The organism is Streptomyces sp. NBC_00461 (assembly GCF_036013935.1).
GTDB lineage: Bacteria > Actinomycetota > Actinomycetes > Streptomycetales > Streptomycetaceae > Streptomyces.
This window is the reverse complement of sequence record NZ_CP107902.1, coordinates 215,610-228,848: the sequence shown is the minus strand read 5'-3', so window position 1 is coordinate 228,848 and position 13,239 is coordinate 215,610. Positions and strand designations below refer to the sequence as shown.

The 13,239-nt window shown below is 69.6% G+C and carries 17 protein-coding genes and 1 pseudogene; 12 read left to right on the top strand and 6 right to left on the bottom strand.

What is annotated here, in order from left to right; genetic code table 11:
- Positions 1-66: 66 nt before the first annotated feature.
- Complete coding sequence (locus OG870_RS01070; RefSeq protein ID WP_266593072.1) at positions 67-837, bottom strand: GntR family transcriptional regulator; 771 nt, start codon at positions 835-837, stop codon at positions 67-69.
- A gap of 129 nt (positions 838-966) precedes the next feature.
- On the opposite strand from OG870_RS01070, the gene OG870_RS01065 reads away from it, so the two are divergent.
- The 10 genes from OG870_RS01065 (at position 967) to OG870_RS01020 (ending at position 8,526) form a co-directional block, all read left to right on the top strand.
- Positions 967-1,218: a hypothetical protein gene (locus OG870_RS01065; protein ID WP_266593074.1), complete on the top strand. Its 252-nt coding sequence runs from the start codon at positions 967-969 to the stop codon at positions 1,216-1,218.
- A 338-nt stretch (positions 1,219-1,556) separates the two neighbouring features.
- Entirely contained in the window at positions 1,557-2,144 is a 588-nt protein-coding gene (locus OG870_RS01060; RefSeq protein ID WP_266593075.1) for an ATP-binding protein, read from the top strand.
- Positions 2,141-2,656, top strand: a complete 516-nt coding sequence (locus OG870_RS01055) for a hypothetical protein (protein WP_266593077.1) — start codon at positions 2,141-2,143, stop codon at positions 2,654-2,656. The genes OG870_RS01060 and OG870_RS01055 overlap by 4 nt, the downstream gene beginning before the upstream one ends.
- The gene (locus OG870_RS01050) at positions 2,653-2,775 is read left to right on the top strand and encodes a hypothetical protein (protein WP_266593079.1); all 123 of its coding nucleotides are present in this window, start codon (positions 2,653-2,655) and stop codon (positions 2,773-2,775) included. The genes OG870_RS01055 and OG870_RS01050 overlap by 4 nt, the downstream gene beginning before the upstream one ends.
- A gap of 207 nt (positions 2,776-2,982) precedes the next feature.
- The gene (locus tag OG870_RS01045; RefSeq protein ID WP_266593081.1) at positions 2,983-3,843 is read left to right on the top strand and encodes a class I SAM-dependent methyltransferase; all 861 of its coding nucleotides are present in this window, start codon (positions 2,983-2,985) and stop codon (positions 3,841-3,843) included.
- Between the two features lie 178 nt (positions 3,844-4,021).
- Complete coding sequence (locus OG870_RS01040; RefSeq protein WP_266593083.1) at positions 4,022-4,144, top strand: hypothetical protein; 123 nt, start codon at positions 4,022-4,024, stop codon at positions 4,142-4,144.
- Positions 4,145-4,294: 150 nt separating this feature from the next.
- Positions 4,295-5,569 (top strand): TfuA-like protein, encoded by a 1,275-nt coding sequence (locus OG870_RS01035; RefSeq protein WP_266593085.1) that lies wholly within the window; start codon positions 4,295-4,297, stop codon positions 5,567-5,569.
- Positions 5,559-6,689, top strand: a complete 1,131-nt coding sequence (locus tag OG870_RS01030) for a YcaO-like family protein (protein ID WP_266593087.1) — start codon at positions 5,559-5,561, stop codon at positions 6,687-6,689. The genes OG870_RS01035 and OG870_RS01030 overlap by 11 nt, the downstream gene beginning before the upstream one ends.
- Positions 6,686-7,480 (top strand): class I SAM-dependent methyltransferase, encoded by a 795-nt coding sequence (locus OG870_RS01025; RefSeq protein WP_266593089.1) that lies wholly within the window; start codon positions 6,686-6,688, stop codon positions 7,478-7,480. Before OG870_RS01030 ends, OG870_RS01025 begins: the two co-directional genes overlap by 4 nt.
- Positions 7,481-7,563: 83 nt before the next feature.
- The gene (locus OG870_RS01020) at positions 7,564-8,526 is read left to right on the top strand and encodes an NAD(P)H-dependent glycerol-3-phosphate dehydrogenase (protein ID WP_323179506.1); all 963 of its coding nucleotides are present in this window, start codon (positions 7,564-7,566) and stop codon (positions 8,524-8,526) included.
- Positions 8,527-8,779: 253 nt separating this feature from the next.
- Here the strand turns inward: OG870_RS01020 and OG870_RS01015 are convergent, their stop codons facing one another.
- Positions 8,780-9,064 carry a DUF6207 family protein gene (locus OG870_RS01015; protein WP_266593093.1) on the bottom strand — a complete coding sequence of 95 codons (285 nt, stop codon included), beginning with the start codon at positions 9,062-9,064 and terminating at the stop codon, positions 8,780-8,782.
- A 52-nt stretch (positions 9,065-9,116) separates the two neighbouring features.
- On the opposite strand from OG870_RS01015, the gene OG870_RS01010 reads away from it, so the two are divergent.
- Positions 9,117-9,476, top strand: a complete 360-nt coding sequence (locus OG870_RS01010) for a hypothetical protein (protein ID WP_266593095.1) — start codon at positions 9,117-9,119, stop codon at positions 9,474-9,476.
- A gap of 144 nt (positions 9,477-9,620) precedes the next feature.
- On the opposite strand, the gene OG870_RS01005 is transcribed toward OG870_RS01010, so the two are convergent.
- The 4 genes from OG870_RS01005 to OG870_RS00990 form a co-directional block, all read right to left on the bottom strand.
- Positions 9,621-10,562: a class I SAM-dependent methyltransferase gene (locus OG870_RS01005; RefSeq protein WP_266593440.1), complete on the bottom strand. Its 942-nt coding sequence runs from the start codon at positions 10,560-10,562 to the stop codon at positions 9,621-9,623.
- Positions 10,480-11,664: a cytochrome P450 gene (locus tag OG870_RS01000; protein ID WP_266593097.1), complete on the bottom strand. Its 1,185-nt coding sequence runs from the start codon at positions 11,662-11,664 to the stop codon at positions 10,480-10,482. The genes OG870_RS01005 and OG870_RS01000 overlap by 83 nt, the downstream gene beginning before the upstream one ends.
- The gene (locus OG870_RS00995; RefSeq protein WP_266593099.1) at positions 11,654-12,325 is read right to left on the bottom strand and encodes a tRNA-dependent cyclodipeptide synthase; all 672 of its coding nucleotides are present in this window, start codon (positions 12,323-12,325) and stop codon (positions 11,654-11,656) included. The genes OG870_RS01000 and OG870_RS00995 overlap by 11 nt, the downstream gene beginning before the upstream one ends.
- A gap of 303 nt (positions 12,326-12,628) precedes the next feature.
- On the bottom strand, positions 12,629-12,877 hold the full coding sequence (locus OG870_RS00990) for a hypothetical protein (protein ID WP_266927617.1): 249 nt from the start codon (positions 12,875-12,877) through the stop codon (positions 12,629-12,631).
- 121 nt (positions 12,878-12,998) lie between these two features.
- On the opposite strand from OG870_RS00990, the pseudogene OG870_RS00985 reads away from it, so the two are divergent.
- A pseudogene (locus tag OG870_RS00985) lies at positions 12,999-13,199 on the top strand (transposase); the annotation flags it as partial.
- Between the last annotated feature and the right edge of the window lie 40 nt (positions 13,200-13,239).

Below are 13,239 nucleotides of genomic sequence, written 5' to 3'. Positions count from 1 at the left end.
CGCTGAGAACGCTCGGCCTTCGAGCGACAGAACGATCAACCCGGGCGAAGGTTAGTGGTCAACGCACTAGACAGCGGGCGGTTCGATGCCGAACTCGTAGGCGACTTCCCAGCGGACGTCCGGCACGGTGATGTCCGCCGTCTCCACCGCGCGGCCGTCACCGTCGTAGTACGTCCGCTCGATGATGAGGACCAGGTCGCCAAGGTGCACACCCAGGAGGTTGGCCTGCTCCTGAGTGGCTCGCCCCGGCCGCGGAACCTCCACCGCGGTGACGATGTCCACGCCGACCGACCGCATCCGCTCGACGACGCCCTTGCCGGCGAGCGGCCCCATCTCTGGCAGCACGATGGGTGTTTCACCGGTGATCGCCATGGGCTCCCAGCTGATCGAGAGCTGGGCCGGCTGGTGGTCCGCGAGGAACTCGTAGCTGGTGTGCACGCACAGGTCACCGGGCTCGATCCCGAGACGCTGAGCGATGTTCTCGGGAGCAGGGGTGCGGGCCTGCGAGTGTGCTTCCCACGTGCCCTGGCGGCCGAGTTCGGCCATGTCAGCGCGGAACGGACTGCCGCCACGGCGTTCCCTGTGTCGGGAGCGGACCATGCGCCGCCGTTCGCGGGGGTTGGCCACGTAGGTGCCGGAGCCGGCGCGTCCTTCCAGGAGGCCTTCGATGATGAGGCGCTCCTGCGCCTTCTGCAGCACGTTGGAGCCCACCCCGTAGTGCTGGGCGAGCTGAGCACGCGAGGGCAGTTTCGTTCCGACGGGCCACTCTCCAGCGACGAGTCGACGGCGCAGGTCGTTGGCAACCACCTGGTGCTGCGGCGGCTCGTCGTGACCCATGCAAGGACTCCGTATTGGTCGGCTCGTGGGACACCGGGTTTCAGCATCCCGATTGACAAGTTAATGCATCAGGTTCAAGCTAATGCATCAGAACTACGTTACGTGATCGAATGCATGCAGGGGAGATCCGTGAGCTCGCCGAAAGTCCAGGCCACCGCGATCGTCTCCATGCTCACCACCGCGCTTGGCGCGGCTCCGAGCCAGGACGAGTCGGACGAGCGGTTTCGCGTCGAAGCCGAGGTACCTGTCTCCCTCGGCGAGTCCGCACGGCTCGACCTCCTCGACTTCCTCTTCAACACGGCCGATCGCTTCGGCCACAGCGTGCGAAAGGACGGAACCTCCGTCATCTGGGCCGAAGTCGACCGGCAGGGGGAGCTGTGACCCCCGTGGCATCCGACGGCGACCGTTACCCCCAGTCCGGAAACCGCGCCTTGAAAGCTCCGGAGCTGAGCACATGATCGCGCCGACCGTGACACCAGCAGCCCCTCCGCTTGAAGTCGTGGGCACGCCTTCCAGCGGCGCTCACGTCGTCCTCTACACCAGCAGCTTTGACTCGTCGATAGCGGCAAAGACACTGGCTGCTGGGTGACCTCGCCCGCGCGCAGGGCTGGACGGTCCTGCATCACGCGTACGATCTCGCGCCGCTCGACGTCCCACGCCGCCGACGTGCCGGTTGGCTGACAGTCGAGTGCGCACTCGTCCGAGGCGAGGCTGCTGGGGTGGTGGCCCCCGCGGAGCACGAGATCGCTTGGCATCCGGGGGATCGCACAGCACTTCGGGTCTGGCTGCTCGGTGTGCCGGCGTTCGCCGCGTACCCGCAGGCCGGACAGCGACGCGATCACCGCGGGCCCGACGAAGACCACACCGGCACGACGTCTGCCGTCGACGCGCCCATCGACCGCATCTGGCCGACGCGTTCCTACGCGCTCGACCGGGCAAGCCTGCGGCGGGTGAGGTCGGAAGCCTTCACCTACTTGACCATTCTGGGCTGGCCTGGAGATGTCGTGGCAGCGGTCGAGGTCCTGGCCCGGCTTGCGGACAATGCCATCCGCCACGCCCGGCCCGCCGACAAGGCCGACGCGCGCCTGGACGTGCTCCTGGCGGTCACCGAGGACGACGCGCTGCGCATCGACGTGACGGACCCCTCTCCCGCCTTCCCCGACAGCGAGGCCGCCGTCCACGGCAAGAAGGGGCGCGGCCTGCGTCAGGTACGCCTCCTCGGAGCGGACGTGACCTGGAGCCTGGCCGAGGACGGCCGCAGCAAGACCGTCCGGGCCCGCATGGTGCCGGGGGAGGTTCCCGTATGACGCGCACTCCGCCGCCCGGCGCGACGGCGCCCGGGGACACCACCGGCTGGATGGACCGGGACAACGCGACGCACCGGTGGCTGCATCAGAACGGGCCCCACGTGCAGCCTGACCCCCGGTTACGGCTGGAACGGCTACGCAAGAACCTGATCCGGGCGGCCATGGAAGGGCCCGGCCGCACCCGCACACTCCGCGTGATCCTTTACACGCTGACCACCTCCCAGGGCGATCCCGAAACCGACTTCACACGGCTGCGCGCATATGCCCAGGACGCCTTTCAGATCAAGCGCGAGATCCACGACACGGCCTCCCGCCCGGACCGTGCTCCCGCACCGCAACACCGCAACGGGTGGCTGGCCGCCCGCCTCCTGATGCGCCAGGGCGCCGCAGACGGCGTGATCGCCATCTCCCGCCATGTGATCAGCCCCGACGACGCGCTCTACGAGCGCGAACTGCTGTGGATCGGCGACCACTTCGCGTTCATCGACCTGATCATCCCGGAGTCCCGATGAATGGCCCGATCCGCCGGATGGACGAGCGCGGCTGGGGCTGGCGCCAGTGGGTCCTGCAGCTCCTCATCGTCCTCACCGTCGCCGCATTCATCGTCCCCCTTGTCCTGTACGGAAGTTGAGACCCATGGCTGAGGCATCCCCCCACCAAATACCGCCCGAGCAGCTGCCGGGCCGCGAACCGCAGGCCGCACGGTCCGACCTCATCCCGACCTGCCCGACGGACCCTCGCCGGTGAACCTCTTCGGCGTGCCGGTCGGCGACAAGCGCTTCGACGTGGCGCGACTGCGCCGCGTCCGCGTCGTCGACGAAGCCACGGAGACCCACACATGAGCGCCCCAGCGAGCACCCCCAGGCTGGCGGCCGCCGACTGGGACCAGTGGTTCACCACCGGCCACCCCCAGCTCGTCAGCGACAAGGAGACCATGCACTTCCACCGCCTCGTCCGGCCGCGGCCGGGCATGAGGGCCGTCGACCTCGGCTGCGGCAGCGGCCAGTGGACCCGGCAACTCGCTGCCTGGGGCGTGAGCGTGAGGGGCTACGACTTCTCCGCCGAAGCCCTGCGCCAAGCCACCGCCGCCGGCCTGCGCGGCGGACTGTCCTACGACCGGTGGGACATCAACGCCGAGGCGATCCCGCCCGAACTGAAGCCAGGATGCCTCGACTTGATCACTTGCAGGTACGCCCTTCCGTACCTGGACTTCGGACGCCTGCTGACAGACGTGGGCCGCTGGCTCAAGCCCACCGGAACCTTCTACGCCCTCGTCCGCGTCCTCCCCGCTCCTCCAGGCACCGACGGCAAGTTCACCGACGAAGCCGGGCCGGATTCCGCCGTTGAGGCGTTCCGCCGCGGACTGACCGCACCGCAGCTCGCCACGATCGGCTCCGGCTGGGCCCACCACAAGCGGCACCAGCTCAGTCCACAGCGCCAGGTGATCGTGCTGCGCGGCTACGACGACACCACCCCCGACCGGTCCCTCGGCCACGGGGGAGTCCTTCAAACGCCCGGCGCCGGCGGCGATGCTCCCTCCCCCGAGAGCTACGCCCCGGCGCCGGGTCCCGGCCCCGGCTGCCCAGGCGGGCCGAAGGCGGGCCAGCCGCCCGCGCAGCACGCGCCGCCGTGCCCGGCGGCCGGGCCCGCTTCCCCGACCCCGCTGGCCTGCTCAGCCTCGCCCCCGGCCAGAGCATGACCGCGCCGCCGCCCGGCCCACGGTTCTTGGCCGACATGCGGCGGTGCGGTCCGCATCACCAGACCTCCCGTCCGCAAGGACGGGCAGGCGGATCCGGCCCGTGCCGGATCCGTGGCACCACCAGTCGCGAGCACCCGCTCCGCAACTGCCACAACACACAGGACGAGAGGAGGAACCCATGGAGGACTCGAAGTCACAAATCGCCGCGCAGCTCAGGCCCGTGCCCGCCGAGACGGTCACCACGCTCATCGACCCGACCAGCCCGGTACGGATCGAGGACGTCGAGGACGAAGGTCCCTGACGCGCAGCGCCATCTGACCCGGCGCGAAAGCCCAGCCCGCTAACCGCCGTGTGACGGCGGGCGACCGGGCCGGGCCCGACACCACGGAAGTGCCCCTCACAGCACACCTGCGAGGGGCACTTCCTCTCCCCGTCCCCAACCGGAGCCCTCATGATCCACGTGTACGTCGGGCCCACTCTGCCCCCCGACGAACCCCTTCTCGCCGACCCTGCCGTCCGCGTTCTGCCTCCCGCGCGCCACGGTGATCTGTTTGATCCCGCGATCGCCGACACGGACACGGTGGTTCTCCTTGACGGCCTGTACCACCAGGCGGCCGCCCTGCGGCACAAGGAGATCCTCGCTGCCCTCGCGCGGGGCGTACGCGTGATCGGCGCCGCCAGCATCGGCGCCCTGCGTGCCGCCGAACTGCATCGCTTCGGCATGCAAGGAGTCGGCAGCATCTTCCGCCGCTACCTGACCGGCGAGCTCACCGGTGACGACGAGGTCGCCGTCGGCCAGGCACCTGACGGCGACCGGCAGGCGCTGACCTGGCCGCTCGTCAACCTCCGTCATGTCCTGGATCTCGCCGAGCAGGACGGCATCGTCTCCGCCGCGACCGCCACCGTGCTGCTGGAGGAGTTCCGCGCGGTGTACTACCCGCAGCGCACCGAATCCGCGATCCGTGCCATCTGCCACCGCCACTACGCCAGCGCTCTGATGGTCTGGCTGCCCGTCCGACGCACCGTGGACCCCCACTTCGGCGACCTCAAGCGTCTCGACGCCCTCAAGGCGCTGCGTACCGGCCGGTCCGGCATCGAGCCGTTACTCCAGGCCCGGGCGGACGCCCTGCACTGGGACACCCCGTACCTGCGGCGCTGGCACGCACACTTCGCGGCTGAGCCCGTGGACGGCCTGCAGCTGCCCACCAGCTTGCGCATCGCCTACCAGCAGATCTTCGACCCCGACTTCCCCCAGCTGTGGCACGAGCACCTCGACCAGCTCTCGCGCCATCCCGGCGACGGCGAGGCGGAGATGCCGCTGGCCGAGCGGATGGGCCGCCTGACCGGCAACCACAGCAGCCCGCTGCCCGTCCATGTCGTCTTCCGTATCCCTGTCGACGTGCGCGACGAGAACACCGTGACGCGGCTCCTGGCCAACGAGAGCGCCCCCGACCGCACATCCCTGGCTCGCTGCCTCGCCGCGAACGAGGAGGCCCGCCGCACGATCACCGGCTTCATGCCCGAGACCGTCAAGGACGCCGAGGCCCGGCACACCCTCCAGCAGTTGTGGCGGTGCCCGACCACCGCGCTGGAGGACGCGGCGGCCGCCCGCGGCTTCCGCGGCGCTGCGCACGCCCTCGACACCGTGAAGGTCTTCATGGCCGGTCTCCTCGACGAACAGGCCCAGTCCGGCACCGAGATGGAGGCGGCCTCCGATGCCCACTGAGACGATCCGGCTCAACGGAACCGTCCGCGCCCGCACCCCCGACGACACCTGGAGCATCATCGCCCCGCACCTACCCCGCTACGGCATCACCCGCATCGCCGACCTGACCGGCCTTGACCACCTCGGCTTACCCGTGTCGACCGCGATCCGCCCCGGCGCCCGCACGCTCGCCGCCTCCCAGGGCAAGGGCGCCACCGACCGCCTCGCCGCCATCTCGGCCGCCATGGAGGCGATCGAGCTGTGGCACGCCGAACAGCCCCTCCCCGTCGACCAGTACGGCAGCGCCCAGGACCTCAATCCGCCCTACCCGCTGTGGTCGCTGCCCGTCCGCGTCCCCCACCCCGGCCTCGCGCATCTCCCGCTGGAATGGACGACCGGCACCGGTCTGACCACCGGTCGGCCCACGCCCGTGCCCACCCGCCTCATCTCCCGGGCACCGCGCACGATGTGGACGCCCGACGTCCTGCGCGCCACCAGCACCGGACTCGCCTGCGGCAACACCCGTGAGGAGGCGTTGCTGCACGCCCTGTACGAGGTCATCGAGCGCGACGTACTGCACACCGACGAGATGCGCGACGGCGCCCTGCGCCGCCTCATCCGCCCGGCCACCGTCGACGACCCGTACGCCCGCACTCTCATCGACCGCCTGCACCAACGGCAGGTCCTGCTCGAACTCGCCGCCGTCGAGGGCCCGTACGGGATCCCGGTGTGCTTGGCGTACCTGTGGTCCGAGGACTACCCGGCCTGGTTCGCCGGCTCCGGCTGCGACACCGACCCGGCTATCGCCCTGACCCGGGCCATCACTGAGGCCGCGCAATCCCGTCTCACCTGCATCGCGGGTACCCGCGACGACCTGCCCTCCCGCGACGAAGTCTTCGACACCAGCCCACCCGCCCCAAAGGCCGCGGCCGCCGCGACAAGCTGGAATCAGCTGGCGGACGGACCCGCCCTCGCGGACACCTTCGCAGACCAAGTCCAGGCCATCGCCGGCCGCCTCCAGGACGTCACCGGATACGAGCCGATCGCCGTCACTCTCTCCGGCCCCGATGACCCGCTGGCCGCGGTCAAGGTCATCGCCCCCGGTGCCCGCTCCCGTACTCGAAGGGCGATCCCACGATGACACTCCTCACCGACCGCGAGCGCCAACAGGATGCCCACTACGACCGATTCCACGCCGCCCGCGCCGGCAGCCCCCTGGTCTACCGGCTGTACGCACAGGCCATGGGCGACGCCTACCCGGCCGAAGTCGGCCCCTACAGCTCCTGCGACTGGACGCTCCTGGGATCCCTGATCGGCCGCCTGCAGCTGCGCCCCCATCAGGTTCTCGCCGACGTCGGCTGCGGCACGGGCGGCGCCGGACTGTGGCTGGCCCGCGCCCTGAACGTGCAGCTCGTCGGCATCGACGTCTCCTCCGTCGCCGTTCGCCTCGCCACCGAACGCCGAAGTGACTTCGTCCCGGACGAGCGCGCCCAATTCCGTGTCGGCACCCTGGAAAAAACCGGACTGCCCGACACCCACGTGCACGGCCTGGTCTGCCTCGACGCCCTCTTCAACGCCGGCGACCGCACCGCGGCCCTCACCGAGTTCCACCGCATCCTGGCCCCCGACGCCCGCGCCGTCATCACCCGGGGCCTGCCCGTCGGCCTCCGCCACACCATCAGGCCACAGGCGCGCTCCGCCGGCTTCACGGTCGAGCACATCGACCGCCGGCGCGACGAACCCGAGCTGTGGCGGCGCGTATATCAGCTCTGGATCACCCACGAAGATGACCTGCGCCGCGAACTCGGCCACGACCAGGCCGACCACATGCTGGCCGAAGCCCACCGCATGCTGCCCCGCCTCAATGACCGCCACGCCGTCATCGTCACGCTGCGCCGCGCTGAACCCACCCGCAACTCACCCGCCCGCTAGGCTCGCACGACCCCACTGAAGGAGAAGAAACAGGATGAACCAGCAGGTCGCGGTGCTGTCCGCCGGATCGTGTGGGCACGACCATGGCCATGGTGATGGCCGACGCCGGCAACTCCGTCACGCTGCACGCCCGCAGGCCAGAGATCGCTGATGCGATCACCACCCGGCACCAGAACCCGGCCTACCTGCCCGGCGTCGTCCTGCCCGCCTCGATTCACGCCACCACCGATCCCGCCCAGGCCCTGGCCGGCGCCGACAGCGTGCTCATCTCCATCCCCGCTCAGACCCTGCGCGCCAACCTCGCCGACTGGGCCCCCCACATCCCCCCGAACGCCGTGCTCGTCAGCCTCATGAAGGGCATCGAGAGCCACTCCGGTCTGCGGATGAGCCAGGTCATCACCGAGGTCACCGGCATCCCCGACGAGCACGTCGCCGTCATCTCCGGCCCCAACCTCGCGCGCGAAATCGCCGCCCGCCAGCCCGCCGCCTCCGTCATCGCCAGCACCACCGAGGCAACCGCGAAGGCCCTCCAATCCGCCTTTCTCACCCCGTACTTCCGGCCCTACACCGACACCGACGTCGTCGGCTGTGAACTCGGCGGCGCCGTGAAGAACGTCATCGCCCTTGCCATCGGCCTGGCCACCGGCCTGGGCTTCGGCGACAACGCGAAGGCCACCCTCATCACCCGCGGACTTGCCGAGACCGCCCGCCTCGGCGAACGCCTCGGCGCCGACCCCCTTACCTTCTCCGGCCTCTCCGGCGTCGGCGACCTGCACGCCACCTGCGCTTCCCGGCTTTCCCGCAACCGCACCTTCGGCGAACACCTCGGCCAGGGCATGACGGTGGCGGAGGCCACCGCAGCCACCCGGCAGACCGCCGAAGGCGTCAAGTCATGCAAGGCCATCCTCGACCTGGCCCACCGTCACGGCATCGAGATGCCCATCACCGAAGTCGTGGCCGCCGTCATCGACGCCGAACTCGACGTCCAGGACGCCGCCCGCCTGCTCATGGCCCGCACCCCGAAGCCCGAACGGTACGGCGCCTAGTCTCGTCGGCTTCCGATGACGAGCCGGCTGCGGGCACAACGGGCGTGGCCGCAGCCGCCGATCGGCTCACCTCCCGAGCAGCTCGTGGACCCGCGTAGCGAGCTTCAAGGGGGAGGGGAGGGCCCCGTACTCGGACGAAGTCGCCTTGTACTGCAGGGGCTTCACCCGCAGACCGGGCGCGCCAGGGAGGTGTGTGGCACCTTGGACGCAGGTGTGGTCCGCCACTCCCCCCGTGGTGGCGGACCACGCTTGTCTACGTTGCCGACGGCGCGGGCTCCGGCGGAGATGCCTCCCCGAGGACCTGTCGCAGATCGGTGTACATCCGCAGCCGCACACCGGGCTGGCCGGCATCCCGGGTGGTGCTCTCGGCCGTCGAGGTCCCCCACAAACGGGCGATCGCGGCCTGGAAGGCGAAGACGGTGGCATCGTCGAAGCCCGCCACGTCGATGACGAGCAGGCCGGGTTCGGACAGGTGAGTTTCTCGGATCGGGTCCACGTCTGTCAGTACGTGCTCGGCACGGCGGAGGTTCTGCGCCAAGCGCGGATTCACCCGATCGGGCTCTGCCAGTGGCAGCATCTACCGTCAGGGCATGACCAGTTCGCCGAACCCCCCTGACCAAGCATGGGTGTTACAGGTCACCATCTGGGCGGCGCCAGCCGCCGATCCGCAATGGAAAGCGCAGCTGAACCGGCTCCGCACGATCGCATCGTTCGACGACACCACGAAGACGTGGCAGGCGCGCCTTGGCGCCCTCGATCTGGAGGGACTGAACGTGCTGCAGGCTCTCCTCGACGCCGCCAGCGCCCATGGCACCCAGGTGCGTCTTGAACCTGCGCCCGTTCCAGAGGGCTGGGAAGGCCCCGTCTTCACGAGGGGGCCGGACGTGACCGCTCTGCTGGAGGCACAGGCCGACCACGGTCGGCCGCTCGGTCAGTTGCCTCTGGGCTGAGGAGACCGCGCCGGGTGAGGACTTCGAGCACGTAATCCGTCGTTCCGCCCCACGTCGAAGAGAACGGCCTTCCGGCCGGGTGCGCAACACGACCCTTCGGACAGGCCCTCCGCAGATGCCGTGTCTCGCTTCCTGGCAGCCGCTTCAACCGAGGGGCGGCGTCCGGGCGGAGACACCGGAACCGAGGGTTTCGGTGCCGGCCTGCTGTTCCGTGCCGGTAGGCCGTGGTGTCGGCTGGACGGTGCTTTCGGTGATGAGGGTGTGCGGGAAGTCGAGGTACGGCTTCCAGTAGGGGGCGCCGTGGAGACGGGAGCCTTGGGGGGAGACGGTGGGGCGGTGCCAGGTGGTGTGGTCAAAGCCGGCGGCTGCCAGGGCGGTTTCGTGGGCGTGGGTGGACCAGTAGTAGCCGGTGAGGCGGAATTCCTGGCCGGGGAGGTGACCGTGGAGGGTGACGGGGGCGCCTTCTGCGGTGCTAGTGCAGGTCAGGTCGAAGCCGTAGGGGTGGTACCAGCCGGGCGTGGTGTTGAAGTCAGGGTTAAGGCATGCCGCTACGAAACGGCCGCCGTTGGTGCGCAGGGCCCTGCGGGCGGTGCGGCAGATGCCAGTGAGTTCGTCGTGGGTGGTGGCGTAGGGGGTCAGATGGATGGCGATGACGAGATCGAAGGCGTGATCGGTCATCGGGTCCGGTCCCTGGTGGGCTACGTCGCGGTGCAGGTAGGTCACCCCCAGAGGGGCTTGCTGTTCGAGGCGGCGGGCGTGGTCGAGCATGCCGTGGGAACTGTCGATGCCAACGGCGCGGGCAGCTCCAAGCTGTTTGGTGCGGCGGGTGTACAGGCCGGATCCGCAGCCCAGGTCGAGGACGGCCTGGCCGGTGATGTCGCCGATGACGGCAAGGAGGCTGTGGGCCTCCACATGTTCGCGGAACGGCATGTGCTGGGCGGTGCGTTCGTAGGCCGGGGCCAGGTCGTCGAATGCGCTGTCCACAGCGGTCTCCTTGCAGGCTTCACCAGGTGACGGGCAGTAGGGCGGGGCGGGTGAAGAGGATGTTCTCGTCCCAGGGGATGTCGTCGACGGCGAGGGCCAAATCCGGCAGTCGAGCGAAGAGTTCGCGCAGGGCGATGTCCAGGTAGAGGCGCGCGAGGCTGGAGCCGAGGCAGTAATGGGCACCGTGGCCGAAGGTCAGCGAGCCGTCCGTGCTGCGGCCGGGATCGAATTTGGCCGGCTTGGGATAGCGGTCCGGGTCCCAGCAGGCGGCCAGGAACGGGGTGATGACGGCCTGTCCGGCGTGGATGGTCTGGCCGTGCAGGGTGATGTCTTCAGTGGCGACGCGAGGGTTGGAGAGGTAGCCGTTGTGGTGGTAGCGCAGGAGCTCTTCGATCGTGGCGGGCCAGCTGTCGGGGTCGGCGGCCAAGCCGTGGTGGTAGCGCGGGTGGCGCAGCACGGTCACCACAAAGGTGCCGGTGGGTGAGATGAGCGGGTCGACGCCGGTGACCATGAGGTAGTCGACGGTGCCGATGAGCTCCTCCTCGCTGATGGTGCCCTCGCGGTGGGCGGCGAGCAGGGCACCGATGGGGTGGTCGGCGGCGGAGCCGTTGTGCGCGTCGAGCACGGTGCGGGCCAGGGCGCTGATCTGCGCGGTGGCGTCCGCGATGGTGGCACCGTCGGCGGTCTGGGAGGTCTGGGTACGGAAGCACTCCAGGTAGCGGGTGCGCAGGGCCAGGGGAATGCGCAGCATGTCGCAGTTGAATCGCAGGGCCAGCGGTTCGGCGTATCCGGTCATCAGGTCCGCCGGGTTGGGGCCCTGGATCATCTCGTCCAGCAGGGCGTGAGCCAGGGCACGGATCGTGCCGGCGTAGCGGGTGACTGCGGCGCGTGTGTAGTAGGGGGTCAGGATGGTGCGGATGCGGGTGTGGTCGGGCGGGTCGAGATTGAAGATGCCGCCCTTGACGCTGTTGAAGTCCTCGCCGGCGATGCGGGGCGCGCCGGGGTAGGTGAGGTTGCGGGTGAAGCGGTGGTGGTCGGTGGCGACCGCGCAGATGTCTTCCCGGCGGGTCAGGAGCCACATGACCTCGCCGGAGGGCATGCGCACCGGGCAGACGGGTCGTTTTCTGCGCAGCGTCTCGTACAGGGGCGGTGGCGTGCCATGCGGGCCAGGGGGGAGAGGCCAGTCGAGGATGTCAGCGCTCATGTGGGCCCTCCGGTGGTACGGCATCCAAGGTGACCTGGGCGTAGCCGTGGCGGTCTGCGGGAACGAGTGCGGGCACCTGGCCGTCGAAGAGGGCCATCTGGAGAGGCCAGGGTTTGGGGTAGCAGAAGACAGCGCTCTCGGCGTCGACGATCCCTGCGACATCGAGCAAGTAGGGAACTTCGGCCAGGATGTAGTCGACGTTGCGGGCGACTGTATCGGCGTCGGGGACTCGGTCGGTTACTGTGCGGAGGTAGGCGCGCGCGTTCTGTTCGCACAGGTCACGGAAGAGGGGCTCGCTGTGGAAGGCGTCGATGCCTGCCCGGTGCAGAGCCTGGTAATGCGGATGGGCGGCCTTGGCCGTCCAGGTGTGGACCCGCGGTTCGCGGCCCACCCGGGCCAGTGCTGTCTTGGCGGCCCCGCGCAGTGTCCTGACCGCGTTCAACGTGTGCCGGACCGCGGCGCGCGGCGCCATCCCGGCAGCGATCTGCCCGTACGCTGCCTCGTAGCCGGGCAACAGGATCTCCACCTGGTCGAACCAGTCGTCGGCCCAGGCCACCAGAAGGCGGATGGTCCGTGGGGTGAAGAAGGAGTTGAACGGGGAAAGCCCCAGCACCGCACAGTGGCGTTTCTCCAGGACCCGACGGCATCGCTCCCGGTGCACCCGGATCCGTACGACTGTCTGCGCAGCAGCCGGGTCAGCGCCAGCGTGGCGCGGGGCAGGGGAGAAGACGAAGTCACCTGAGCTGTTGGTGTCCGCATCGCGGTCACGGCACAAAGATATGTCCCTTCTGAACTTCACCTCGGCGATACCCCTCACACGGTTCGGGGGAACCGGGAGTTGCCCTGCGGCCCCTCAGGCCGCGAACCGCAGGCACTTACAGCTCTGACGCAGTGGCCTGATTCCCATGGCCGTCCCTGTAAAGCGGCTCGTACACACCCCGGCGTCGACGGGCCGACAGCCGCGCTACGAGTTGACTACCGCTTTCAACTTGCCCTGCGCCTTGGCGAAGACCTCCCCTGCGCGATCCTGGGCGAATTTGGCGACCCCGAACGGGACATTGGGCTTGGCCTGCCCAGCGGACCCAGCGATGGCTGCTTCGGGCACCATGCCGGCGGTGATGTCGCCAAGGCCATTCGGGCCGTCGGCGAAGGCAGGAACAGCGACCGTGAGCGGGGCTGCGGCCAACAGGGCGACAGCGAGGATGCGCGGCATGGGCTTCATACGCTGCAAACGATCAAGTCCCGGGAACGTCACCACCGGTTCGGCGCCATGACAGCTAGGCCGTGTCCGATGGGTCGTGTGACGCTCTGGCTGGGAACTCGTTTCGGGGGACATGGGGCCGGGGGGTCTTTCGGATGAAGAGCGGGCTCGGCTGGAGCCGCACTTGCCGGCGAATCGCGGCCGGGGTGGACGCTGGCAAAGCCACCGTCGTGTGATCAACGGGATTCTGTTCCGGCAGCAGACCGGCCTCCCTTGGCGGGACCTGCCGCCCCGCTTTGGCAGGTGGAAGACGGTTCATGACCGTCATCGCAGGAGGCCGGGCCCGTTCGGCGTGAGCGTCCCACAGGGGACCG